The sequence below is a fragment of the Bacillus sp. CHD6a genome (assembly GCF_001293645.1).
GTDB lineage: Bacteria > Bacillota > Bacilli > Bacillales > Bacillaceae_I > Sutcliffiella_A.
The window spans coordinates 132,949-159,091 of record NZ_LBMD01000007.1; the positions used below are offsets into that span (position 1 = coordinate 132,949).

The following is a 26,143-nucleotide window of genomic DNA, read 5'->3' on the forward strand; positions in this document are numbered from 1 at the left end:
AATCAACAACTATGAATCATCTAATTAAACTCCAAGAGTCCTAGCAATAACCATTCTTTGTACTTCGGAGGTTCCTTCTCCAATTTCCAGAAGTTTTCCATCGCGCATGAACCGCTCTACATGGTATTCTTTCATGTAACCATAGCCGCCATGAAGTTGAACAGCCTGATCTGCAATTTCCATGCACACTTCTGATGCATAAAGTTTGCACATGGAGGCTTCTTTGGTGAAAGGTCTTCCCTGATCTTTTAACCAGGCAGCTTTATACACCATCGTTCTGGCAAGTTCGAGTTTCATGGCCATGTCTGCCAGTTTAAATTGGTTGATTTGAAAGCTTGATAAGGAACGGCCGAATTGTTTTCTTTCTTGAGAGTAAGCGAGCGCTCGCTCAAAAGCTGCCTGAGCAATTCCAACAGCCATAGCACCGATTCCGATGCGGCCTCCATCAAGCGTGATTAAGAATTGTCGAAAGCCTTCCCCGCGTTTACCTAAAAGGTTTTCCTGCGGCACACGGACATCTTCAAGGACAAGTTCCGTTGTGTTGGAAGCGTTAAGTCCCATTTTTTCATAGTTATCAATTACTTGAAACCCTTTAGCGTCTGTTGGAACGATGACTGCAGAGATTTCTTTCTCATTGCCTTTTTGATTTGTGATAGCCGTTAATGCCAAATGCTTGGCATAGGAGGCATTCGTAATGAAACATTTGTTACCATTAATAATGTAATCTTCTCCATCTTCTACAGCAGTTGTCTTTGTACCGCCTGCATCAGAACCGGCATTGGGTTCAGTCAATCCAAATGCACCCAGTGATTCTCCTGTACAAATTGGAACCAGATATTTTTGCTTTTGCTCTTCTGTACCAAACAGGTTTAATGGTGCGCCACCTAAAGATACGTGAGCAGAATAAGTGATACCTGTGGATCCACAAGCTCTGCTCAATTCTTCTACGACAATGGCAAAACTAACTGTATCTGCACCTGCTCCTTCATATTCCTCTGGAAAAGGAAGTCCCATCATGCCTAATTGTGATAACTGTTGAAACACTTCAACAGGGAATTTTTTATCCCGATCTCGTTGGAGAGCCCCGGGTGCAACCACTTCATCTGAAAACTCTCTAATTGTTTTCTTAATCATCGCTTGTTCTGCCGTTAAATCAAAGTTCAAAATCTTTCCCCCCTTGTTGTTTGGAAAACATTAGCAAGAGCTAGTATTTAACTTCCATCCTACATTACATTGAATACGCTTTCATTTTCATTATAATGGATATAAGGGAATTTTCACAACTTTTAAAAATAACTAAATAGTCAATAAGTTACATTAAGATAATATTTGCTACCAATAAAACCATGGTTATTATTGCAGAAATGTTTAAATAGTACCATTTCTTAACATAGCCGATAATAAACCATAAAAGAGTCTGGAAGGTGATGATAATAAAGGTTAACGGCAATTGAAAAGAGAAAACTTCTATTAAATTAATGGAAAGAATAAGTATGAGCAAAGCAAGTACAAAGACCGGTATATGTATGTAAGATCCTTCTTTTAGAAAAATAAAATATCCAAATATAGAAAGAAGAACGAAAAAAGTTACCAGGAGCATTTGCAAATGAACTGGCATTTGAGTAAAATAAATGACAAGAAATGTTATAGGAACGAGTAAAGAAATCAGACATGCAAAAAGGAGAGAAAATAACTTTCTGCTTCCTTTAGCTGGTTGGGTCACACCTTCTCCTTCTGTATATAATGCTAACAGATAGTCACAATATTGATCTGGCAGGATACGATTTCTTTTCCAATAGTTGATTTCTTGAATAAGGGTTTCTTTTCGAAGTTTATTCACTTTTGTTAACACTCCAATTAAAGGTGTAAATATTAAAAACTGAATATTATAAAATTATCGAATTCCAAAAAAAGAGAAATAGCTTACTCTTTTTAAGAAAAAGCAAACTATTTCCATATGCCTGATTCTATTCCAGAAAATCTTTCAGACGTTTGCTGCGGCTAGGATGTCTTAGCTTACGAAGAGCTTTTGCTTCAATTTGTCTGATACGCTCTCTAGTTACTCCAAATACTTTTCCTACTTCTTCAAGAGTACGAGTGCGACCATCATCTAAGCCGAATCTCAGTCTTAATACATTTTCTTCACGGTCAGTAAGGGTATCAAGAACATCTTCCAATTGTTCTTTCAATAATTCATATGCAGCATGATCAGAAGGAGATGTTGCGTCCTGGTCTTCAATAAAGTCTCCAAGATGTGAATCATCCTCTTCACCAATAGGTGTCTCAAGCGAAACTGGCTCCTGGGCGATTTTGAGAATTTCACGTACTTTATCCGGTGTCAGATCCATGTCTTCTGCAATCTCTTCTGGAGATGGTTCGCGTCCTAAATCTTGTAAAAGTTGACGTTGTACACGGATAAGTTTGTTGATGGTTTCCACCATGTGCACAGGGATACGAATTGTTCTCGCTTGGTCAGCAATCGCACGGGTAATCGCTTGACGAATCCACCAAGTTGCATATGTAGAAAACTTGAATCCTTTACGATAATCAAATTTTTCTACTGCCTTAATCAGACCCATATTACCTTCTTGGATCAAATCAAGAAACAGCATTCCGCGGCCTACATAACGCTTTGCTATACTTACAACTAGACGTAGGTTAGCTTCTGCCAGACGACGTTTCGCCTCTTCGTCACCTTCTTCGATTCGGTTTGCAAGACTGATTTCTTCCTCAGCAGAGAGAAGATCTACACGTCCGATTTCTTTTAGGTACATTCTAACCGGGTCATTGATCTTCACACCAGGAGGTACAGTCAGATCATTCAGGTCAAACTCTTCTTCCTTCGCAAGTTGCTGCGTATTCGGGTCATCATCAGATTCTGTTTCACCAATAATTTCTACACCCTGTTCACCAAGGTATTCGTAATATTCGTCCATCTGATCGGACTCTATTTCAAAGCCAGCCATCTTTTCGGCTATCTCCTCATAGGTTAGGACACCACGCTTTTTACCTACTTCGGTGAGTTGTTCTTTTACTTGTTCGATGGTCAATTCTGTTTCCATCTCTTTTGATTGTGCTGATTTTTCAGCCATCAACTGTCCCCTCCTTCCAACATTGAACGCGATAAAGAGGTATATTTATTGTTTTAACTCTTTTTTCATTTGGATTATTTCCATCGCGATTTGTGCAGCACCAAGATAATCGTTTTGTGCTTCTGCTTGTTTCTTTTCTTGTTCTTTTTCTTTTATTGTTAACAATTTTGGATAATTAAACACCTGTTTCATATAATCATGTAGAACTGCATCACTTAATTCTTCTTCAAGTGTTAGCATACCCAGTTCAGAAATAATTTTCTTGAGCGATTGCTCAGGTATACGCTCCATGAAAATACTGATATTCGGCTCATACCCTTCTTCGTAAAATGCATATAGATAGGTAGCAATCGCACGGTGCTCTTCGATGATAAAAGAGCCTTCAATGGAAGCTTGCACCTTTTCAGATACTCCCCTATCTTTGAGCATATGTGCCAGCAAATAACGTTCAGCATTTAAATAAGCCGGTTTTAGTGCTTGCGTAAAGATTTTGGGTTTGTTAGGTATATTTATTCTATTCTGCTCGTTATAATCCTTTTTTTGCACTAAAGATTTATAAACTTGAAACTGCTGCTGTTTTAAAGCTTCCAATGAGATGGAAAATTCATCAGATAACTGACGAAGGTAATGATCCCTCTCAACCGCTTTTGACAGCATGCTAATTTCTTTTAGAACATCTTCCACATACCGCATCCGTTCGCCTTCGTCCTTCATATTCCTGCCCTTGCGTAAGTACCTCAGCTTAAAAGACATGAACGTTAAACTTGCCCCTATTACATCCTGCTTAAATGAGTCCGAGCCTTTACTACGGATATAGTCATCAGGGTCCATTTTATCTGGCATCATGGCAATTCTTACGTAACATCCTTGTTGTATGAGAATGTTTGCTGCTCTGTAGGCTGCTTCAATTCCTGCATTGTCTCCGTCATAACAGATGGTGACATTTTCAACATGCCTTCTTATTATTCTGGCCTGCTCTTCGGTCAAAGATGTTCCCATCGTTGCAATTCCATTAGGCAATCCTGCTGTATCTGCAGCTATGACGTCGGCAAATCCTTCAAAGAGGATAACCTGTTCTTGCTTTCTTATATGAGGGCGGGCCTGATGGAAGTTATAAAGAATTTTACTTTTATTAAATAGTGGAGTTTCTGGTGAATTCAAATACTTCGGTTCACCTTCTCCAAGCACTCTTCCAGAAAAGGCGATAACATTCCCTTTATGATCATGAATCGGAAACATTATACGGTTTCTGAAACGATCAAAATACTCCGCTGTATGCTCCTTTTCAATTAAAAGGCCGGCCTTCTCCAACAGCTGCTGGTTGTAGCCTCTTTTCGTAAGGAACTTTAAAGCGAAGTCCCAACTGTTAAGTGCATAGCCAACGCCGAATTTCTTTAACGTTTCGTCGGTAAAACCTCTTCCTGTCACATAATCATATGCTTCTTGGCCCTCTTTTGTATTTAACAGCAAATGATGGTAAAATTTATGCAAAAGCAAGTGTGCATCCATCATCCATTTCGTTTCTTTCGATTGGCCTGTTTGTTCTGTTGCAGTATATTCCGGTATTTCTACTTCTACATTGGAGGACTTGGCAAGTTTTTGGGCAGCTTCTACAAAACTGACACCCTCGATCTCCATGACAAAATTGAAAGCATTACCGCCGGCACCACAACCAAAGCAGTGATAGATTTGTTTGTCTGGGGCAACAGAGAAAGAAGGAGTACTCTCCCCATGAAAGGGACAAAGTCCAAAATAGTTGCGACCTTGCTTTTTCAATTGCACATATTCACTTATTACATCAACAATGTCGGTAGACTGTCTAATTTGATCAATGGTTTGTTCAGGAATTCGATAATTCATAACAACACTCCGTGACTTACTATTTCTATCTCTATTCTGGAATTCCTGCAATTTTCGACAAAGTTTTTTTAAGTGATTGAACAAATCTTTCTCTGTCTTTTATTGAGAAAGCTTTTGGGCCCTTGGAATAGTTCCCTTTTCTCCGTTCTTTCGCAGATAGAAATCTCATATGCAAGCTCAATGCCATTTCACTCTCTTCATACTCTTTTCCACGAGGAGTGAGAACATAAACGTTTTTGGACACAAGCATGCTTGCTAGACCAATATCTTGAGTGACTACTACATCATTCTTTTTTGCTTGATTTAAAATATAAAGGTCAGCAGATTCTTTTTCGTCGTCCACATAGACCCAATTTCCTTCTGTTTGGTTGGTCATGACATGGGAGTAAGAAGCTACGTAGCACACATCCACTTTATATGTATGACTTACTCTACTAATTTCATCTTTAACAGGACACGCATCTGCATCCACCAAAATAATAGGTTTGCGATTATTTTGCATGTTAAATGGTTTCTACATCCCTTCCCAAAAACCTTCTTTTTTCGATATGTTTTTTTGTAGTTGTCGAACGAATTTGTTATATTGCCCTTGACTTATTGCTATTTTTAGTTTATTCGATAATCCATCACTCTAAACCCTATCGAGGAATTTTTTATCACAATTTTTTATTATAATATAAACTTTTCAAATTGACTACTGTTTCACATCGAATAATGAGTAATATGAAATCATAAAAAAACTGGGCAAAAAACCGCCCGGTCCTTATAGTCGATTGTTTAATCGTCGCTGTTTCTTTCCGCAAATGGCTTCGCTTTCCTAGGGGCTGACGTGAGCCTCCTTCAGCTACGCCTGCGGGTCTCCACCTAGCGCTATCTCCCTCAGGAGTCTCCGCCTTTTGCTCCAATCAACAGCTAGGAATAAATAAAAACTTTATTTTATCAGTTTTTCAGTGGCCTCGTTGAAAGCCGAGAAGGCTCTCGAACCGCCCGCAGGCAAGGGAAGCGCCTGAAACGGAGATCAACAGGATTTATAACTTTCTTCCCTTTAGAAAAAGAGCACTCCTAAAAGCGCTCTTTACTTCAAACGGTTATTATAAATGTTAGAGATAAGGTTGGCCGTTTCTTCTACGGCTTTATTTGTAACATCTATCACTTCACAACCTATTTTATTTACTATTGTTTCAAAAAATGCCAGTTCTTCTTTTATTCTTTCTAGGTTAGCATAGGCAGCTTTATCATTCAGCCCCAATGCTTTCAACCTTTCTTTTCGGATATCATTCAACTTTTCAGGAGAAATCTTTAGTCCGAAACATTTTTCAGGATTCACTTTAAAAAGTTCTTCTGGTGGGTCAACCTCTGGAACGATAGGTACATTTGCCACTTTTAGGCGTTTATGGGCAAGATATTGGGACAAAGGTGTTTTAGACGTTCTAGAAACCCCCACTAGCACGATATCCGCTTTAATGATGCCCCTTGGATCTCTTCCATCATCATACTTCACAGCAAATTCTACTGCTTCTATTTTCTTAAAATAATCATCGTCCAATTGCCTTACCAATCCAGGTTGGTACTTAGGTTTTACCCCGTATTCCTGCTCCATCAAGTCCACAAGAGGTCCGATGATGTCATACACCTTTACGCCTTCCATTTTTGCCAATTCTACAAGATGCTTCCTCATTTCAGGGACAACAAGTGTAAAGGCGATAATACCTTGATTAAGTTTTGCAATAGAGACTACTTCAGATAATGTAGCAATGTCTTCTACATATGGAATTCGTTTGAGATGGAAGTTCGCCCCATTAAATTGGCTGATAGCCGCTTTTACTGCCAACTCTGCAGTTTCTCCGACGGAATCAGATACGATATATACGGTACGTTTTTCCATGATTCTCCTCCAATCTAGATAATTTCATCGTGTGCCAAGGCAACCAGCACTTTTGTAATATTCGTTTTTGTGATTCTACCGATTACTTCATAACCTTTATCCGTTTGCTTAACGACAGGAAGAGCATCTATTTGTTTTTCAATCAGCTTTTTTGCTACATCAATAATTAAGTCTTCTTTAAAGCAATACGTAACATTAGGCATTCTAGTCATAATGATGTTAACGGGTATAGAGGTTAGCTCCTGTTTACCGATACTGGCCCTTAAGAGGTCCTTTCTAGAGAGCACTCCTACTATGATGGAGAAGTTGTCCACTACAAAAAGAGTTCCCACATCTTCTAGGAACATGGTGCAGATTGCGTCATAAACAGAAACACTTTCATGGACAACAACCGGTATAGACTGGTGGTCATTCACTTGAATTTTATTTATCTTATCGGATAAAAGTTGCGATCCTGTTTTTCCAGTGTAGAAATAACCGACTCGAGGACGAGCATCTAAATATCCCGCCATGGTTAAAATAGCTAGATCAGGACGAAGGGTTGCCCTAGTCAAGTTTAGTTGATCGGCTATTGCTTCTCCGGTAATCGGTCCTTGTTCTTTAACTATTTGCAAAATAGTTTCTTGCCGCTTATTCAGTTCGATTTTCGTTCACCACCTAATGGGTTATAAGGTGCACTTAGCTGAACGGGTGCCCTCCGTTTTTCTATTTGTGACATACTGTATATGTAAATATTATATACTAATTATACTGATAAACAGAAGAATTGGAAAGAGGCTGACTAAATATTGTGAGGAATGCATTAGTCAGCCTCTTTTGTGTTTTTAACTATTTTACCATAGGGTATTTGGTTTGTCTTTTTTTATCACTTTACGATGATGCCATTTACATTTCCAAAAATGGATATAACTTTTGCCATATCATCCATTAGGGCCAGGCGGTTTGTTTTAATTGCTTCATCATCTGTCATTACCATGATGTTATCAAAGAAGTCATCAATAGCAGGTTTTAAGGAAGCAAGTTCCTCATATGCTAAGGAGAAATCTTGTTCTGCCGCAGCATTTAGCACAAGATCCTTTTTGTTGTTAAATTGTTTATAAAGCTCTTGTTCTTGCTCTTGACTCAGTAAGTTTACTTGAACTTCAGCAGAAAAAGTTGCTTTCTTGGCAATGTTGCATACACGACTTAATGATTCCATCGTTTCTTTGAAGTCTGCTTCGTTTTTCTTTGATTCAAGTGTTTCTGCTTTTTTTACAGTGGAACAAACATTCTCAAGTGGCAGCTCTAACAGTGCATCCACGATGTCATATCTTACGCCACGCTCGGAAAGATTGTTCTTAAGTCGTAATTTGAAGAATACTAAGAGGTCCTCCATGATCGCAGTTGCATCTTTTTTTGCAATACCTTTTTCAACATAGCGTTCAACAACTGTGTGCATGAATGTTTCCAAAGAGAAGGTCCACTCTTTGTTCAAGATAGTCTGGATGATTCCAGATGCTTGACGTCTTAAAGCATAAGGATCCTGTGACCCTGTAGGAATAACTCCAATAGCAAAGAAACCAACAATGGTATCCAGCTTTTCAGCGATGCTTAAAATTGCTCCTACATCCGAAGAGGGGGTCTTGTCATCTGCTGATCGTGGCATATAGTGCTCATTAATCGCCTTAGCAACTATTGGGCTTTCTCCTTTAGTCAATGCATACTTTTCCCCCATGATTCCTTGGAGCTCAGGGAATTCATAGACCATGTGGGAAACAAGGTCGAATTTATAGATTGAGGATGCACGTTCAACATGCTTTTGCGTTTCATTGTTCACCTTTACAATTTGTGCTAGGTCAGCTGCAATGGCCTGAACGCGTCTCACTTTATCGCCTGTTGTTCCAATTTCTTCATGAAATACGATTTTATCCAACTTCTTAATAGCATCGTCTATGACAAGTTTTTCGTCTTCCTTAGAGAAGAATGCAGCATCAGATAGTCTAGCTCGAAGTACTTTCTCATTTCCTCTTGCTACATTATCTAAGTTCTCGTGATTACCGTTTCGTACAGTAATAAAATATGGTAAAAGCGTTCCCGCTTCACTTTTTACTGGAAAATAACGTTGATGTTCTTTCATAGATGTAATTAATACTTCTTCAGGCAACGTTAGATAGTCAGATTCAAACGTTCCAAACAATGCTGTTGGATACTCTACTAAATTATTCACTTCTTCTAAAAGGTCTTCATCCACAGGAATGTTCCAACCATTCTCTTCTCCTATGATGGAAAGTTGTTTCCTAATCGCTTCTTTACGTTCCACAGCATTTACAATTACATAGTTAGAAAGCAATTCTTCCACATAGCTACCAGCGTCTTTCAATTCAATTTGACCACCAAGGAAACGATGCCCAGTGGAAACTCGATCCGCCTTTACCTTTGCAATCTGTACCGGAATAATTTCTTCGCCAAATAAAGCAATCAACCATTTGATAGGTCGAACATATCTTAGATCTTCATCAGCCCAGCGCATATTCTTAGGAAAGTGCAGGCTAGTAGCAACAGATGCAATACTGCCAAGAATTTCTTTCGTTTCTTTTCCTTTTACATGCTTTTTAACATGCGCATATTCTACACCATTGATTTCTTTAAAATATATATCTTCCACTGTTAGTCCTTGGCCTCGAGTAAAACCTTGAGCGGCCTTTGACCATTCACCATCAGCTGAAAGGGCGACCTTTTTAGCAGGACCCTTCGCTTCTACGGTAACATCTTCTTGTTTTTCTACTAGGCCTTCAATCAGAACTGCAAGTCTTCTTGGAGTAGAGAAAGCATGAATATTCTCATAGGCCAACTGGTTCGTTTCAAGCCAAGATTTCACTTTATCCTGAAGCTGATTCATGGAATCCGTTACGAATCGCGCCGGCATCTCTTCTAAACCGATTTCAAATAAAAAGTCTCTCTTATTCATTGGTGCTCTCCTCCTTTTTCAAAATTGGAAAACCTAGCTTTTCTCTTTCCTCATAGAAGGTTCTTGCTACTTTACGTGCCAAGTTCCTTACGCGACCGATATATCCAGTTCGTTCGGTAACAGATATTGCACCGCGAGCATCCAATTGATTAAATGTATGGGAGCATTTTAAAACATAATCGTATGCTGGGTGGACGAGGCCATGCTCCATCTGGCGGTGTGCTTCTTTTTCATAGATATCAAACAAAGAGAACAGCATATCCGCATCTGATGTTTCAAAAGTATATTTGGAATGCTCATATTCTGGTTGTAGGAAGATATCACGAACGGTAAAACCTTCTGTCCATTCCAGGTCAAAGACATTTTCTTTATCTTGAATATAAGATGCAAGTCGCTCGATACCATAAGTAATTTCTACAGACACCGGCTTGCATTCAATTCCGCCAACTTGTTGAAAATAAGTGAATTGCGTAATTTCCATTCCATCTAACCAAACTTCCCAGCCAAGCCCTGCAGCCCCAAGTGTGGGAGCTTCCCAGTTATCTTCTACAAAACGGATATCATGTTTAAGCGGGTCAATCCCTAGTTTCTTAAGTGATTCTAAGTATAGTTCTTGGATGTTGTCTGGTGACGGCTTCATGATTACTTGGAATTGGTGATGTTGGTATAAGCGGTTTGGGTTTTCGCCGTAACGGCCGTCTACAGGCCTTCTGGATGGTTCAACGTATGCTACGTTCCATGGCTCTGGGCCGATGCTTCTTAGGAATGTATAGGGGCTCATTGTTCCGGCACCTTTTTCTACGTCGTAGGCTTGCATGAGGATACAGCCTTGTTCTGACCAGTGGTTTTGCAGGGTCAGGATCATGTTTTGGATGTTCATTTTGACACCTTCCTTTTTTTAGTTGTTGCTGGTGACTCCTTTCGATTTCCGTTCCAGGTGTTCGCTTTCCGCGGGACGATGCTTGAGCCTCCTCACAACGCTTGCGGGTCTCAACCAACCGTTATCCCCCGCAGGAGTCTCACACCTTTCACTCCAATCTACAGGGAAACTTATTCTTCGTTAAAGCCACCACTAATTTGATTTTCAAATGTTGGCTGTAGGACAAAAAGGGAGAACCTCTTGTCTCTATGCCAACGGTTGTTGTCAGCATAGGGACGAGAGGTTCTCCCGCGGTTCCACCCTATTTGTAAAAAGGCATAGCCTTTTTACCACTTTATCCGTATTGCTCCAGAACGCCTTCCTTACCTCTTGATTCCCTAGCTCACACCACCCTAGGTTCGCTTTAATCGAGTTTGATAAGTACTACTTTCCTTCAACGCAATCTTTATGAATGTACTTGGATAATAAATGATTTCTTTTACAAAGTCAATCAGGTTTTTCTTTTTTTTCAGGAAGATTTGCTTTCAATGAACCTATTTGCTTCAGAAAGCGCTTGGATTTTAACATTATCCCAGAATAAGCTTCATAATATTCATCAATAATGAAGCGCAGCTCTTTTCTTGTTTCTTCTTTTAGTGACAGGTTTCCAATTCTGTTCAGGTCATAATAGTAAAATGTCCGTAATAGTCTTAAGGTGGCTGGAGAGACTTTTATTAGGTATGGGTCCTTGTGGAAGCATCTATTGCAAAGGAAGCCTCCTTCTTTAATAGAAAAGGCAAAGGTACCTTCTGTCGCACCACAAGAAGCACAGCGGTTTAACTCAGGTGTAATACCGATGACATCACACATTTTCATTTCAAAAATAAACGTCAATATTTCTGCATCGTATCCATCATCAATAAAGTGAAGTACTTGGTATAAAAGCTCATAAAGTGCCGGATTCCGCTTCCCTTCCTCTGTGGTTCTATCCATTAATTCAACAATGTAAGAAGCATAGGCTGTAAGGAAGATATCCTCTCGAATAGATCTCATGGATTCCATGATTTCACCTTGTTGGAGGCTTCCTAGTCCTGTCCCTCTTTGGAAGACAAAGGTCCCATGGGAAAACAACTGGGAGACAGCGGTAAATCGGCTGCTAGGCTTGTTTGCACCTCTTGCCATCACCCCTACTTTTCCGAGCTCTCTTGAATAGATGGTAACAATCTTATTATTTTCACCATAGGCATTTGTTCGAATGACAATGCCTTCACATTTATGTAGCAAATCGTACACCGTCCATTTTTCTGGGTTTTATTAATTGTACGTTTTACAAAATAAAAAGGCAATCTACAACACTTACGTGAGTAAACTGCCTTAATAGATGGTCATCTGTCATTATGAAATTGGTAAGTCACGATTAGCTAGCTCTTCTGTCTGTTCGGGTAAATCGCCATTCTCTTTCTCAAGCTCTTTGAAAAGAAGATAGGTATCAATATTACCTGTTTCTTTAAAGACCTTCCAGGTAAAATCCAACATTGTAAACTCCACCCTTTCTGTAGTAAAGACCAGCATGCCTATTCCAATTCCTATATGACTATGATGACCGTAGTAGGGTCAAAACATGTTAGATAAATTTTGTAAATTCAATGCTACGAATTGACTATATTCCGCTCGTCTTTCTGATTTTAGTATTCGTCTTCATTAAAACCAAAATCTCTAAGTTGCGACTGCTTGTTACGCCAATCCTTCTGGACTTTCACCCACAGTTCCAAAAACACCTTGGATCCTAGCAATGCTTCAATGTCCACTCTGGCTTTTTGTCCCACTTCTTTTAAGACTTTTCCTTGCTTGCCGATGACAATCCCTTTTTGTGAATCACGTTCTACTACGACAGTAGCCTGGATATCGACCATGTCCTTGTTTTCTCGCTTCTTCATGGAATCAATTGCTACTGCAATGGAGTGTGGAACTTCCTCTCTTGTCAGATGAAGCACTTTCTCCCTGATCAGCTCCGCAACAATGAAACGCTCAGGATGATCGGTAACTTGGTCGGCCGGGTAATATTGGGGGCCTTCTGGAAGGAATCGCTTAATCTGTTCTAATAAAACTTCTACATTATTACCTTGCAGTGCAGAAATCGGAACTATTTCTTTGAAAGGATACAATGCTTTGTAAGTTTCCATTAATGGTAAAAGGTCATCTGGGTGTACTTCATCAATTTTATTTATTACCAAGTAAACTGGAGTTGACGTTTCCTTCAATTTTTCGATAATAAATTCATCGCCTTTTCCTAGACCTTCTTTTGCATTAATCATAAATAGAACTAAATCAACTTCTTTTAAGGTATTTTGCGCCACCTTCATCATAAAATCGCCAAGTTTATGCTTCGGTTTATGAATGCCTGGTGTGTCGATGAAAACAATTTGTGCATCGTCTTGCGTATATACACCCTGAATTTTATTTCGAGTTGTTTGTGGCTTATCACTCATTATCGCAATTTTTTGGCCGATAACTCTGTTCAAAAATGTTGATTTTCCAACATTCGGCCTGCCAATGATGGAGACAAACCCTGATTTATAATTGGTAGTTGTATTGTTATGCATTCAAATCCTCCGGTGAGAAAGCTCCAGGCAGTAATTCAGCTACTGTTAATTCCTGTATATCACCGTGAAGGTTTGTCAGGATTACTTTAGTTTCAGGTGCACATAGCTCAGATATTACTTGACGGCAAGCTCCACAAGGTGGAACAGGACGTTTCGTATCGGCTACAACAGCAATCGCATCAAATTCTTTGATACCATCTGAATACGCTTTAAAAAGCGCTGTTCTTTCTGCACAGTTACACATACTATATGCAGCATTTTCAATGTTGCATCCGCGATAGACCTTCCCGTCTTTACCTAATAATGCCGCGCCTACTTTAAACTTGGAGTAGGGTACATAAGCCATTTCTCTTGCTGCTTTTGCTTCTTGGATTAAAGCTTCGATGTTCACAGTTACTCTTCCTTTCTTCTGTAAGCTTCGGGTGCGCGTTACTTATATTTTACCTCAAATCACTTTTTAAATCACCCTTAAATTTTAAAAAATTTTAAATTTTCAATTTATTTAGCAGTAATATTGTGGTGAGTTATTTTTAACAAAATATTGAATACTTATCCACCTGTTAACTGCAGTGCAAGGCGAGAGACTCCAGCGGGGGAGAAACGGTAGTCTTGAGACCCCTAAGGCAAAGCGAAGCCACTGAAAAAGGCCTTGATTTTGAAATTTTATTAAACACCGCTGTTGATTTCCGCGGAAAGCGAACACCTGGAACGGAAGGGAACAGGAGTTATAATAATTCACCTATAAAAAAATTGTAATATAAGGGCCAAATAAGATTACACCAATTATAACAGAGATACAAGCAAAAACTAAGGCCGCAGAAGCAGCCACATCTTTTGCCGTTTTTGCAAGAGGATGATACTCCTCTGTCACAAGATCCACCACATTTTCGATAGCCGTATTTATTATTTCAATGACAAACATCCCACCGATTACAAGAAACAGGATGAGCCACTCCACTTTTGTAATCTGAAAAAATAATGACATTCCAATCATTACAATAGCTATAAAAACATGAAACTTAATATTTCTTTCCGTTCGAAGGACAAACATTAGCCCCTCAAATGCATAGGAAAAACTAGAAGTAAATGACCCTCGATATCCTTTTCGGTTACGATCGCGTGAGTCCATAGGCATCCAGGATTTCTTTTTGTTTATCAAACATAACTTTTTCATCTGCTTCGTTTTCATGATCATAACCTAACAAATGCAATAGGCCATGCAAGGCAAGAAATCCGAGCTCCCGTTTTACGGAATGGCCATATTCTTCTGCTTGTTCTTCTGCTTTTGGAATGGAGATGATGATATCTCCAAGCATACGAGGTGCATCTTCATCATAATGGATTTCGATTTCTCCCTCTCCCATCTCTTCCATCGCAAAAGAAATGACATCTGTAGGACGGTCCTTGTCACGATATTCTCGGTTAATCTCCTGAATTCTGTCATTGTTAACAAAGGTCACCGATAGTTCAGCACCGGTTTGAATAGACTCTTTTTCAGCAGCAAATAGCAATAGATTTTTTATATCAGCCCACTGTTCTTCTGTCAGTCTTGTTGTTTCATCTAACATATCGACTTCTATCATGATTCTTCTTCCTCTCCTTTCGGGTACTCAATTCTTGAATGGAAAATTCCTTGCAATGTTTCACAGAAGGACTTGCCGATTTCTTCAAGCTCCTTGAATGTCAGATCACAGTCACTATATTGTCCATCTTGAAGACGGTCTTTAATAATAGCCTTTACTATTGTTTCAATTTTATCGGGGGTCGGATTGTTTAATGACCTTACCGCCGCTTCTATACTGTCGGCTGTCCCTACGATTGCTGCTTCCTTGGAAGTAGCTTTTGGTCCTGGATAGCGATATTCTTCTTCTTTGATATTTTCGTTTTGTTCTTTTGCTTTATGATAGAAGAACTTCAATAACGTCGTACCATGATGCTGTGCTGCGATGTCGACGATCTCTTTTGGCATATTATGATCCTTTAGTATTTGAGCGCCGTCCGTTGCATGAGCAATAATTATGTTTTTACTCGTCTGAGGAGGGAGCTTATCATGAGGATTCGCTCTTCCCATTTGATTTTCAATAAAATAATGCGGCCTTTTTGTTTTGCCTATATCATGATAATAAGAAGCGACCCTTGCAAGCAGTCCATTCGCACCAACTGATTCACATGCAGATTCTGATAGATTGGCCACCATCACACTATGGTGATACGTGCCTGGAGTTTCCATTAATATTTTTCTGAGCAATGGATGATTTGGATTGGAGAGCTCAAGCAACTTCATGGTGGATAACATTCCAAAGCCCACCTCAAAGAATGGGAGAATTCCGATAGTAAGAACAGCTGAAACCACACCAGACCCGACTGCCATTGTCCCATTGATACCGAGTTCTAACAATTCGTTCATGCCAGTTAGGTCTCTGTTTGTCAATAGAATCAATGCAATAACCGTCACCACGTTTATGAATGACACAAAGAGTCCAGTCTGAAGTATTGTAAGTCGTCTGTTATGCTGATTTAAGAATAATACTGATGCCACAGCCGAAATAATGAGATATGACCCAACTGTATAGTTCATGGCTCCTGGAACCATATTAAAAATAAAACTTCCACAAATACCAAAAATGATACTTGAAAATATAGCAATGCGATCGTTTATCAACATTTTAATAAGCATAGCCCCCATTGCAACCGGGGCAATATAACCAATTTCAGTCGTATTAAGCGTTTGAAAGAAACTAAAGATTTTTAATAAGATTAACGTGATAGAAAAAATTAACAAATACATAGTCAAATACGTATTTTTACTGTGAATCGCAGTATCAATGTTTTTAAACAAGTACACCAGCGCAAAAATCATTAAACCAATAATGATTAACAGTCCAGCATACGGTGCCACATTGTCAGATTGATTAACAAATCCAGCTGCGGTAAGAAGCCTATATGTCTCACGGTCAATAAATTGGCCAGCCTTTACAAGTGTATCACCTTGTGAAATTCGTACAGGCTCAATTGCGTCAATTGCCTGTTGCTTTTTCTCCTGCGTTTGGGCAGAATCATAAATTACATTTTGGATAACAGAAATGCTAGAAATATTAATAATAACACTTGGCACATTTCCAGATTGTGAAAGCTCCGTTCTAGCAAGGTTTTTTGCTTCACTTGCGTCTTCAATTGTATGTATATCTCTAGACATAGCGTTATTGATTGCTGTTACGGATGCGTTTTTATATCTAGTGAGGTCCGCTTCCTTAGAAGCAAGCAAGAAGAGCAGATTTTCATCTTTCAGCTCTTTTTCCCAACGCTCCGGGACTTGTCCTTCAAGTGTTTCTTTTAGGAGTTTTAACTTTTCCGCGTCTGTAAGCTTAATTGACTCAGGTTGTTCTTCGGTCTCTGAGGAGTCTGCCCCTCCCTGTGGAGGAGGTGAAGTTTCCGGGACTTTTTCGAGTTCTGCAATCTGATTCTTCGTGTCCATCAGCACTTCGAAAAAGTTCTCCACTCTTGCAATTTGCTGATACACTTTATCCTTGTCTCTAATAAATTGATCAGGGACTTTATCCGCAGCCTCTTTTCTTAATAATTCTGTAGCTTCTCTATCTTCAAAACTATGAGGTGCCACAATCGTTTTTTCAGCAGTGCTAAATAGTTGTACATTTATCTTCTCAGGCTTAACATTACTAAACATAATACCAAACATAATAAGTCCCAACAGCACATAAATAATAACATGGTAAAACTTAAAAGCCTTTAAGTGTTGAAAAGAAATTTTCCAAGATTTCGATTTCTTTTTCACTGTTATTTGACTCCCTCCATAAACGACATCCCCAGTATTAAAAATCCTTTACAAGTGAAATAGCCCCAATAAAGGGGCTTTTATTTTGATTCTAGCTTTTCGTAGGCATCAATAATTTTCGCAACCAACGGATGACGAACAACGTCTGATTGTTCGAGTTCGATAAACTGAATGCCTGATGTATTTTTCAAGATATCCCGCACTACTGCGAGGCCTGACTTCATTCCTTTCGGCAAATCAACTTGAGATATGTCTCCTGTAATGACCATTTTAGATCCAAATCCAAGTCTTGTTAAGAACATCTTCATCTGGGCTGCTGTTGTATTCTGCGCTTCATCGAGAATGACAAATGCATCGTCCAGTGTACGGCCCCTCATATATGCTAAGGGAGCAATTTCAATGGTCCCTCTTTCTATTAACCGTTGGGTATGTTCTGAACCAAATACATCGTGCAGGGCATCATATAACGGTCGTAAATAAGGGTCCACTTTCTCTTTCAAGTCTCCTGGCAGAAAACCTAAGCTCTCTCCAGCTTCCACCGCAGGCCGGGTTAGGATAATCCGTTTCACCTGACCATTTTTTAAAGCGGTAACAGCCATAACCACAGCTAAGTATGTTTTTCCGGTTCCTGCAGGACCAATCCCAAAAACAAGATCTTTTTTCCTGATTGCGGAAACATACTGTCTTTGTCCTAAAGTTTTTACACGTATAGATTTGCCTTTGACATTCTTTGTTAACTCTTCATCGTAAAGTTCTTGAAAAGAGTGCATCTTGTCTTCTTTAGCAAGCTGAATAGCATAGATGACATCTCTCTCACTGATTGTAATGCCTTTTCGAATAACTTCTAATAAGTTTTGTATGACGCTATCGACCATTTCCACTTGTTTGACGTCACCGGATACATTAACTGTTTCCCCGCGGGTCACAATGGATACGTTCAATTCTTCTTCAATTCTCTTCAGGTTGACATCTTGATTCCCAAAAAGAGCAATAGCTTCATTTGGATTAGTTAGTTGTTGATTCATCATCACTAGTTCTTCTGACATTCATTAGTCTCCTTGAATAATTGGTTCGATTTTTACAATATTTTCAATGACTTGGTAATGTATATCTACACTTACTTTACCATTCTCCTTATGAGTGCGCAAAACTTTTTCTCCTTTTATCTCTGCATCTTCACCAAGATTCGAAAGAACCTGATTTCTTCCTATCTCCAAAGCTTGCTCGATGACTTCTTCGTCATCGTAAATTCGTTCCACTATCTCTTGTTCGTGGACAGTTTTTCCGACATAGGAAAACGGCAATTTCCACTTCCAAAAATAGAAAGGACGTTCCGCTTCATATTCCTCTTCACGTTCAAAATCCTCTTGGAAAAAACCCCATACCTTAATTTCTACACTTCCCACTCTCAGATAATGCTTATTATTAGCTTCTCCAGTCAATACAGGGAGCGTGGTCTTAATTGGTACATCCACACTAGTAAGATACCATGTTTCTCCTAGAACCTCTCCAACAGCCGCAATGGATCTTTTGTTATCCTCTCTTCCAATTAATCCAGAAACCAATACTTGTCCTTTATCTACATAATCATTCACTTGAACGAGTGGTTGTCCTTTTTCAACGTAAATCTTTGCCACCATTGCCTTCTTCTTCGCTACCAAGCTTCTTGGGGACAATGTTTCCAATTTTTCTGGTTCATTCTTCTCTACCACTTCAAAATGGTAGGATGTCCCATTTAATACCACACCAATCCAGGTTATTTCACTTATTGTGTCCGTTAAATACCGTTGAATACTTTCCACATCTTTTATGAAAAATTGAAATTTGCCTTTTTTGACACCAAGCTTGTCTAATTCTTGCATAATCTTATGCTCTGTTGCAGGCTCTGCTCCTTTAATTTCAATACCCCAGACCATATTAGATAATAAGAAAACAGTAAGGAAAGCCGCTATGATTCCAACTATCAATCCGCTATTTTTTAGAGAATACTGAGTTAAAAAAGGCAATCCTTTTCTCGTAAGAAAACGGAATTTGCAATCCTGATTTTTGATTAATTTCCTCAGCTTACGGACATCTTTCAGTAACACATGACATGTGTAAGACTCTTCTCCCAACTTCTTGACTTGCCATACCTGTATGCCTGTTCTTGTGCAGTCATTAAGGAATCTCTCTACCCCTTTACCATGAATAATTATTTTTACGGTACCAGAAAAAAAGTTCATCCATTGATTTTTCATGCGTATCCTCCTAATTTATTCTTCAAGATACATCACTTGACTAATTTTTCCTTCAAGTAAGATTTCTTCTGGCAAGATGGTCCTGATAACAAAAGACTCTCCTTTAACAAGGAGCTGTCCTTGTTTCAATAACAATCGGATTTCTTTATCGGTAAACGTTAACAGACCTCGGTGATTTTCAATATATATATGTATTTGTCCAATCATTGTAATTCGCGGCAGATCCATCATGACATCTGCGGGTAATTCCATATTGTTGGTGATCCAATTATTCATGCGGGAACGAAACTTCTTGAGCATGGAAAAACCCCCTTTCCTTTCATATGTATGAAGGAAGCAGAGGGTTTAATACAGAATTTTTCATGGGGGAAAGGGTGAGTTATAGATTAAGAGGCTACGCCTGCGGGATCTCCACCTAGCGCTATCTCCCTTAGGAGTCTTCGCCTTTTGCTCCAATCAACAGCTAGGAATCAATAAAAACTTTACGTTTTCAGTTTTTCAGTGGCCTCAAGTGTTGTGAGGAAGCTCACGGATCACCCGCAGGCAAGCGAAGTGCTTTGAACGGAAATCAACTGTGTTTCCACTTCCTTTAAAAAAATCCCTGCATAAAGTTTCCTTTATGCAGGGATTAGCGAATATTGATTATTTTCTTTTTGAAAAATGTTCTGTGTACACAGGACGATGAGGATTCCTTGAGCGAGGTTGGCCAAGTATTTCCGACCACATAACCCCCTCCACCACTCTGTTTGGCTTTATGCGATAACGGGAAGAAACTACTTTCCCTTCTGAAAGCTGTAACTCTTGTTTTAGGATAGGACTGTCTTTGGAGATTTCTTGTCTTTTTATCGACAACTCCTTAACTTCGTCTTTCACCTGATTCTGAATGGGGGAAACGTGTTCTTTCTTCTTTTCTACCTTCTCCAGATAAGGGTTCACTTTTTCCCGGATTTTTTGCTCCAGTTCTTCAAGTTTCCCTTCTCCAAAGATATCTTTATCCCAATCGAAACGGGGCTTTTCTTCTTTTTTTGGAGATGGTGCACTTTCACGCCGATAATCTTCATAGTCTTCTTGCCTTTGAGGTGCCTGGGTGGCAGTTTGCCGGCGTTGCTTTTGCCTTTGTTTTTGTTGCTCTTCTTGTTTTCCGCCTTTAAAAAGGGTCGAGAATATACCAAGCAAGACAAAAATTAGCCAAGGAGCCTGCTGAAGAATATCAAAAATCCATTCCATTTGCACATCATCCTCCCTTCCTTAAAAGGAGTCGCAGGAAAAGGGTCGCTTCTTCTCCCGCTTCATCTTTCTTATTTTTCACCGTCTTCTGGCTGATCTGTAAGTTTGCCGATGGAGTCTCTCATATCCGTATCAGCAGTGATATTCTTGATATTCATATAATCCATTACACCAATGTTGCCAGAGCGCAATGCTTCTGCCATCGCAAGTGGTACTTCTGCTTCTGCTTCCACAACTTTCGCACGCATTTCCTCAACACGGGCGCGCATTTCTTGTTCTTGTGCAACAGCCATTGCACGACGTTCTTCTGCTTTTGCTTGTGCAATTTTCTTATCTGCTTCTGCTTGGTCAGTTTGTAACTCTGCTCCAATGTTTTTCCCGATATCAATATCCGCAATATCAATGGAAAGAATCTCAAACGCTGTACCTGCATCCAAACCTTTTGATAAAACCGTTTGTGAAATCATATCAGGATTCTCAAGTACTTTCTTATGATCTGATGCAGAACCGATCGTACTTACGATACCTTCACCAACACGGGCTATAACTGTTTCTTCACCAGCACCACCGACAAGACGTTCAATATTTGCACGAACAGTGATACGAGCTTTTGCTTTCACTTCAATTCCGTCCATCGCCACACCGGCAATGAATGGTGTCTCAATTACTTTCGGATTAACAGACATCTGTACTGCTTCTAAAACGTCACGACCTGCAAGATCAATCGCAGCTGCACGTTCAAATGTTAATTCAATGTTTGCACGTTGAGCAGCGATAAGTGCGTTTACGACACGGTCCACATTACCACCGGCTAAGTAGTGACTCTCTAATTGATTCGTTGAAACTGCTAAACCTGCTTTATGTGCTTTAATGAGTGGGTTAATGACACGACTTGGGATAACACGTCTTAATCTCATCCCTACAAGCGTGAAAATACTTACTCTAACTCCTGCTGCTAATGCGGAAATCCATAGCATAACTGGCACAAATGTAAGTAAAACGGATAAAAAGATAATCCCAAGAACAACTGCTAATAAAATAATTAAAGTACCTGGATCCATAGTAATATTCCTCCTAAATATTATTCAACAGAATGGATTTCCCGTACAACAATACGAGAGCCTTCCGCTTTTACAATCGTTACTTTCCTGTTTGCTCCGATAAAGTTACCTTCTGTAACCACATCAATTCTTTCGTCGTTAATGACTGCGGTGCCGGAAGGCCTTAATGGAGTTAATGTTACCCCGTGCTGCCCTACCAATTCAATTCGTGAAACATTTGATACATATCCTTGCTCTGAATTGGTGGAATCACGGAGTATAATCCGATCAAACAAACGAATCTTCTTGCCGAATACGGTAAACAACAATACCATCGCAACAATTGTTACAAGCATAGCAATCAATAAGGATAACCCCATTCCTGCAATGTCATCTGTTGCCAAAAAGAAACTTGTCACCACAGCCCCAAGGCCAAGTATACCAAGTATCCCTCCCGGCACAAAGAGCTCTAAAACAATGAGCACGACACCTACCACAAATAAAATAATTGTTTCCATTCCAGCAAGCCCAGCTACCATATGTCCGTAAAAGAATAAAAGTAAGGCACTGATTCCCATAGCACCAGGTATCCCAAATCCAGGGGAGTATAGTTCAAGTACCAATCCTAGGGAACCTATTGATAAAAGGATCGGAACAACAACCGGATTCGTTAAAAACCTTGCCACATTTTCAGCAAATGTAACTTCTGAGGTAACAACTTTGGCATCCTCAAAGCCTAATTCACCAAGTAAAGCATCTAAATTTGTTACGGTGCCTTCTGAGTATTTAACTTCGAGCGCAGAAGATGCCCCAAGAGTAACTAAATCCCCTTTTGGTGCTCCAACTTCAGGAAGATCTAAATCTTTGTCAGCCATCCCAAGCGCATACTTCGGATCACGCCCATTAGACTCGGCAGCATTTTGCATTTCTCTTAACCAAAAAGATTGAGTTTTATCTTCTGCTGCACTACCATCTCCCGTAATAACAGCCGCCGCTCCCATGGAAGCATTTGGGGTCATATAGATTTGGTCAGCGTACAATGCCAAGTAGGCTCCTGCAGACAACGCCTGACTGTTGACAAAGGCAACCGTCGGAATAGACGTCCCTTCAAATTTATTCGCTATTTCAGTTGCAGCATCCACTAATCCACCAGGTGTGTGGATATCAAAAACAATTAGGTCCGCTCCATCTTCCTCAGCAGTTTGAATGGACCTGTTAATAAAAGATAATAGGCCTTTTTCAACGGTGCCCTTTACCGGAATAACATGGACCAGCTTCTCAGCACTGCTCGTATATGATGGGAAAAGCGGCAATGCCGACAAAATAAGTGCCAGAACAAAAGCGCTAACATAAGTAATACGAAGAACTTTTTTCATCGTGTCGTCCTCCTCTCCAAAACCTATTCATTTTATCATCACCGTAACCAGTATGTAATACGCACGATAAACCTCAAAGTTTCACGATGTTGAGTTTTTTTATGAAAAATTATAAAGTGTGGCGGTTATGTGAACAAAATGAAGAAGATATGGTAGGGAATATTGTAGTGTAGTCAACTTGCTTAAAAAATAGCACCTTACATAGGTAAGGTGCTATTTTAGGTTTTTATGAAAGATGTTGTTGTACAAGTTTGTTAACAAGGCTACCGTCCGCTTTGCCTTTAACTTTAGGCATAAGTGCTCCCATTACTTTGCCCATGTCAGCTTTTGAAGTAGCGTTCACTTCAGCAATCGTCTGTTGGACGATTGCTGAAAGTTCGTCTTCTGATAACTGCTCAGGCATATAATGTTCAACTATTGCAATTTCACCCTGTAATTTATGAACCAAGTCTTCACGACCGGCTTTATCAAATTCTTGGAGGGAGTCTTTACGTTGCTTTAATTCACGAGACAATACGGTAAGTTCTTCCTCTTCAGATAAGTCTCTGCCGTGCTTGATCGATTCGTTCTGAATCGAAGACTTAACCATTCGGAGTACGGAAAGCTTCTCTTTGTCCTTATCCTTCATAGCTTGCTTAATATCGGTATTTAAACGCTCGAGAAGACTCATTCTTACACCCTCTTGTTAAAATTTACGCTTTCTAGCAGCTTCAGACTTCTTCTTGCGTCTTACGCTTGGTTTTTCATAGAATTCACGCTTTCTTGCTTCTTGCAACGTTCCAGTCTTTGAAACTGAACGTTTGAAACGGCGAAGAGCATCTTCAAGCGATTCGTTTTTACGAACAACTGTTTTTGACATTCTAATTCCCTCCCTCCAGAACAACCACTAACATTTTCAGAAAAAACATGATCCCATAAATGCAAAAAAGCATGTATAGAACATGTACTTACCAATTATAATATATTCACTATTGATGGTCAACAATTATAAGGAAATGCTTTAAAACAATCTTGTTTAACTATTATTTCGATATAGGTTTATCACGTCGGAATCCTTATTTGCCAGCATATATTGAGATCTACCGAGGTATAGGGGAATCGAAAGTTTTTTCCAGTCAGGCAGTCCATTTTCGGTAAATAGACCTTTATCCTTGTAGAATCCAGTCATCTCCCCCACAAACCAGTCATGATCCCCATATGTTTGCTGGTCCATCAATTTGCATTCATATGCAATGTACGCCTCTTTTAAGATAGGTGCCGAAACTGTTTTTCCTTGTTCATATTCAATAGTAAGTTCTTTAAATTTATTCTGCTCTTTCCCTGTCATCATGCCAGACTGTTGTATGTAATGAGCGAATTTTTCAGGTACAAAATTAATCGCGAACTCTTTAGAGTTTTCAATGAGATGATGTGTATATCTTTCCTTTGCAATGGCCACCCCATAGATTGGTGGTTCGTAAGATATGTAGCTATGCCAACCTGCAGCCATGATATTTTGTTCACCGTTCCATTTAGCTGTTACCAGAGCAACCATGCCTGGGTAGCTATGCATGACGGTATTTTCCGTCCACTCCCTCATGTGTGTTCTCCCCTTTTCTTTTCTTACTTGTCATTCTTGTCCACCACTCGCCATATATTGAGATAGAGGTGATGGGCTTGTTTTCTATTATAACGTTATTAGCTGTATATTTAGCGATATTTTTAATTGGCATGACCGTTATGAGGTCAGGATTGCTTCAATTATCCGAGGAGAGGACAAAAGGGTACCTCACTAAATTTACCGATATGCCTTGGAAAGGTTTGTTGATCGGGATCCTCATTACAGGGTTATTGCAGAGCAGTTCTGCTGTGATGGTTATTACTGTCGGTCTAGTAGCAGCTGGATATCTAACCTTCTATCAATCCATTGGTATCATGCTCGGCAGCAACATCGGGTCTACTTTCATTACAGAGCTCATTACTATAGATATTTCGCAACTGATTTTCCCCATGCTTATTATTGGATTCCTATTTTTATTTTCTAAAAAGAAATTGCCCTTCAGTTTCGGGTCAAGCTTGTTTGGGCTTGGATGTTTATTTGTCGCGATGAGTGGCTTTGAATCACTGGCTATCCCATTGGCTGGTTTTCCGTCTGTGCAGGATATGCTTGCGATGACAAATAATCACCATCTATTTGGTGTAGGAATTGGAACACTGCTTACAGCCATCATCCAATCAAGCTCAGCTACTACGGGGATTAGCATGAGCTTTTTAAATAATGACTTACTATCTCTTTCTGCAGGAATTGCAATTATGCTCGGAGCTAATATTGGAACATGTGTGACTGCATATTTGGCTAGTATTGGTTCAATAAAAGAGGCTAAATTGACTGCGTATGCGCACATTTGGTTGAACGTAGTTGGGGTGGCAGCATTTTTCCCTTTCATACCTTGGTTGAGTGAGTTTGTGTCCACACTTGCTTCTAGTGGAGATGTGCAGCTGGCTCACTCAAGCTTAATTTTTAATCTGATTAGTTCTGCTGCTGCTTTGCCGTTTGTGCGACCATTTGCTAGGTTTGTGGAGAGGGTGCATGGGTGAGTTAGCTTTGGAGATGAGGTTGTTTGGTGGTGTCGGTTGGTGTTGGGAAAATGGGATGGGCCGTTCTGTTTGACCGTTTGTTGAGGTTTTTGTTTTCTGTTTGGGCGATGAGAGGTGTTCTCTGTGACCGTTTGTAAGAGATCTGTTGCTTGTTTGGGCGGAGAGAGGCGTTTTCTGTGACCGTTTGTAAGAGATCTGTTGCTTGTTTGGACGTTGAGAGGCGTTTTCTGTGACCGTTTGTAAGAGATCTGTTGCTTGTTTGGGCGGAGAGAGGCGAACTCTGCTACTGTTTGTAGAGATCTGTTGCCTGTTTGGGCGGAGAGAGGCGTTCTCTGTGCCGTTTTGAAGAGATCTGTTGCTTGTTTGGGCGTAGAGAAGCGTTTTCTGCTACCGTTTGTAGAGATTTGTTGCCAGTTTGGGCGTAGAGAGACGTTTTCTGCTACCGTTTGTAGAGATCTGTTGCCTGTTTGGGCGTAGAGAGGCGCTCTCTGCTACCGTTTGTAGAGATCTGTTACCTGTTTCGGCGTAGAGAGGCGCTCTCTGTTACCGTTTTACGAAATCTGTTGCCTGTTTGGGCGTAGAGAGGCGCTCTCTGTTACCGTTTTACGAAATCTGTTGCCTGTTTGGGCGTAGAGAGGCGCTCTCTG

Annotated in this window: 26 protein-coding genes and 1 other annotated feature; of the genes, 1 reads left to right on the forward strand and 25 read right to left on the reverse strand. The window is 39.8% G+C overall.

Features of this window, described 5'->3' with window-relative positions:
* Window positions 1-24: 24 nt before the first annotated feature.
* From AAV98_RS08055 to AAV98_RS08170, 25 genes are all read right to left on the reverse strand, one after another.
* Complete coding sequence (locus AAV98_RS08055) at window positions 25-1,164, reverse strand: acyl-CoA dehydrogenase family protein (RefSeq protein WP_060665044.1); 1,140 nt, start codon at window positions 1,162-1,164, stop codon at window positions 25-27.
* Window positions 1,165-1,312: 148 nt separating this feature from the next.
* Window positions 1,313-1,840 (reverse strand): hypothetical protein, encoded by a 528-nt coding sequence (locus AAV98_RS08060; protein ID WP_060665045.1) that lies wholly within the window; start codon window positions 1,838-1,840, stop codon window positions 1,313-1,315.
* 127 nt (window positions 1,841-1,967) lie between these two features.
* Window positions 1,968-3,092 (reverse strand): RNA polymerase sigma factor RpoD, encoded by a 1,125-nt coding sequence (rpoD, locus tag AAV98_RS08065; protein ID WP_060665046.1) that lies wholly within the window; start codon window positions 3,090-3,092, stop codon window positions 1,968-1,970.
* Window positions 3,093-3,137: 45 nt separating this feature from the next.
* Complete coding sequence (gene dnaG / locus AAV98_RS08070; protein WP_060665047.1) at window positions 3,138-4,952, reverse strand: DNA primase; 1,815 nt, start codon at window positions 4,950-4,952, stop codon at window positions 3,138-3,140.
* Between the two features lie 31 nt (window positions 4,953-4,983).
* On the reverse strand, window positions 4,984-5,454 hold the full coding sequence (locus AAV98_RS08075; protein WP_060665048.1) for a YaiI/YqxD family protein: 471 nt from the start codon (window positions 5,452-5,454) through the stop codon (window positions 4,984-4,986).
* A gap of 573 nt (window positions 5,455-6,027) precedes the next feature.
* Entirely contained in the window at window positions 6,028-6,837 is an 810-nt protein-coding gene (locus tag AAV98_RS08080; RefSeq protein ID WP_060665049.1) for a pyruvate, water dikinase regulatory protein, read from the reverse strand.
* A 14-nt stretch (window positions 6,838-6,851) separates the two neighbouring features.
* Window positions 6,852-7,481 (reverse strand): helix-turn-helix transcriptional regulator, encoded by a 630-nt coding sequence (locus tag AAV98_RS08085; protein ID WP_082380827.1) that lies wholly within the window; start codon window positions 7,479-7,481, stop codon window positions 6,852-6,854.
* Between the two features lie 221 nt (window positions 7,482-7,702).
* Window positions 7,703-9,784 carry a glycine--tRNA ligase subunit beta gene (glyS, locus tag AAV98_RS08090; protein ID WP_060665051.1) on the reverse strand — a complete coding sequence of 694 codons (2,082 nt, stop codon included), beginning with the start codon at window positions 9,782-9,784 and terminating at the stop codon, window positions 7,703-7,705.
* A complete protein-coding gene (gene glyQ, locus AAV98_RS08095) occupies window positions 9,777-10,664 on the reverse strand; it encodes a glycine--tRNA ligase subunit alpha (RefSeq protein ID WP_060665052.1) in 888 nt (295 codons plus the stop codon). Before glyQ ends, glyS begins: the two co-directional genes overlap by 8 nt.
* A 268-nt stretch (window positions 10,665-10,932) precedes the next feature.
* Window positions 10,933-11,110: a binding site (T-box leader), on the reverse strand.
* 40 nt (window positions 11,111-11,150) lie between these two features.
* Window positions 11,151-11,927: a DNA repair protein RecO gene (recO, locus tag AAV98_RS08100; RefSeq protein ID WP_060665053.1), complete on the reverse strand. Its 777-nt coding sequence runs from the start codon at window positions 11,925-11,927 to the stop codon at window positions 11,151-11,153.
* Between the two features lie 111 nt (window positions 11,928-12,038).
* On the reverse strand, window positions 12,039-12,179 hold the full coding sequence (locus tag AAV98_RS19920; protein ID WP_082380828.1) for a YqzL family protein: 141 nt from the start codon (window positions 12,177-12,179) through the stop codon (window positions 12,039-12,041).
* A gap of 149 nt (window positions 12,180-12,328) precedes the next feature.
* Window positions 12,329-13,246, reverse strand: coding sequence for a GTPase Era (era, locus tag AAV98_RS08105; protein ID WP_060665054.1), 918 nt, complete (start codon window positions 13,244-13,246; stop codon window positions 12,329-12,331).
* Window positions 13,239-13,637: a cytidine deaminase gene (locus AAV98_RS08110; RefSeq protein ID WP_060665055.1), complete on the reverse strand. Its 399-nt coding sequence runs from the start codon at window positions 13,635-13,637 to the stop codon at window positions 13,239-13,241. Before AAV98_RS08110 ends, era begins: the two co-directional genes overlap by 8 nt.
* A gap of 348 nt (window positions 13,638-13,985) precedes the next feature.
* The gene (locus AAV98_RS08115; RefSeq protein ID WP_197284268.1) at window positions 13,986-14,381 is read right to left on the reverse strand and encodes a diacylglycerol kinase family protein; all 396 of its coding nucleotides are present in this window, start codon (window positions 14,379-14,381) and stop codon (window positions 13,986-13,988) included.
* Window positions 14,356-14,829 (reverse strand): rRNA maturation RNase YbeY, encoded by a 474-nt coding sequence (ybeY, locus tag AAV98_RS08120; protein WP_442853678.1) that lies wholly within the window; start codon window positions 14,827-14,829, stop codon window positions 14,356-14,358. Before ybeY ends, AAV98_RS08115 begins: the two co-directional genes overlap by 26 nt.
* The gene (locus AAV98_RS08125) at window positions 14,826-17,039 is read right to left on the reverse strand and encodes an HD family phosphohydrolase (protein ID WP_060665057.1); all 2,214 of its coding nucleotides are present in this window, start codon (window positions 17,037-17,039) and stop codon (window positions 14,826-14,828) included. The genes ybeY and AAV98_RS08125 overlap by 4 nt, the downstream gene beginning before the upstream one ends.
* 80 nt (window positions 17,040-17,119) lie before the next feature.
* Window positions 17,120-18,085, reverse strand: a complete 966-nt coding sequence (locus AAV98_RS08130) for a PhoH family protein (RefSeq protein WP_060665058.1) — start codon at window positions 18,083-18,085, stop codon at window positions 17,120-17,122.
* A 3-nt stretch (window positions 18,086-18,088) separates the two neighbouring features.
* Window positions 18,089-19,276 (reverse strand): sporulation protein YqfD, encoded by a 1,188-nt coding sequence (gene yqfD / locus AAV98_RS08135; RefSeq protein ID WP_060665059.1) that lies wholly within the window; start codon window positions 19,274-19,276, stop codon window positions 18,089-18,091.
* 15 nt (window positions 19,277-19,291) lie between these two features.
* Window positions 19,292-19,576 carry a sporulation protein YqfC gene (yqfC, locus tag AAV98_RS08140; protein ID WP_060665060.1) on the reverse strand — a complete coding sequence of 95 codons (285 nt, stop codon included), beginning with the start codon at window positions 19,574-19,576 and terminating at the stop codon, window positions 19,292-19,294.
* A gap of 342 nt (window positions 19,577-19,918) precedes the next feature.
* Window positions 19,919-20,503 (reverse strand): hypothetical protein, encoded by a 585-nt coding sequence (locus tag AAV98_RS08145; RefSeq protein WP_060665061.1) that lies wholly within the window; start codon window positions 20,501-20,503, stop codon window positions 19,919-19,921.
* 71 nt (window positions 20,504-20,574) lie between these two features.
* A complete protein-coding gene (gene floA, locus AAV98_RS08150) occupies window positions 20,575-21,564 on the reverse strand; it encodes a flotillin-like protein FloA (protein ID WP_060665062.1) in 990 nt (329 codons plus the stop codon).
* 20 nt (window positions 21,565-21,584) lie between these two features.
* Window positions 21,585-22,919, reverse strand: coding sequence for an NfeD family protein (locus AAV98_RS08155; RefSeq protein WP_060665063.1), 1,335 nt, complete (start codon window positions 22,917-22,919; stop codon window positions 21,585-21,587).
* A 226-nt stretch (window positions 22,920-23,145) separates the two neighbouring features.
* Window positions 23,146-23,589 carry a GatB/YqeY domain-containing protein gene (locus tag AAV98_RS08160; RefSeq protein ID WP_060665064.1) on the reverse strand — a complete coding sequence of 148 codons (444 nt, stop codon included), beginning with the start codon at window positions 23,587-23,589 and terminating at the stop codon, window positions 23,146-23,148.
* 15 nt (window positions 23,590-23,604) lie between these two features.
* Window positions 23,605-23,778: a 30S ribosomal protein S21 gene (rpsU, locus tag AAV98_RS08165; protein WP_010196218.1), complete on the reverse strand. Its 174-nt coding sequence runs from the start codon at window positions 23,776-23,778 to the stop codon at window positions 23,605-23,607.
* Window positions 23,779-23,934: 156 nt separating this feature from the next.
* Window positions 23,935-24,498, reverse strand: coding sequence for a flavin reductase family protein (locus AAV98_RS08170; protein ID WP_060665065.1), 564 nt, complete (start codon window positions 24,496-24,498; stop codon window positions 23,935-23,937).
* A 71-nt stretch (window positions 24,499-24,569) separates the two neighbouring features.
* Here AAV98_RS08170 and AAV98_RS08175 point away from each other — a divergent pair, with 71 nt between their 5' ends.
* Window positions 24,570-25,496, forward strand: a complete 927-nt coding sequence (locus AAV98_RS08175; RefSeq protein ID WP_060665066.1) for a Na/Pi symporter — start codon at window positions 24,570-24,572, stop codon at window positions 25,494-25,496.
* Window positions 25,497-26,143: the final 647 nt, after the last annotated feature.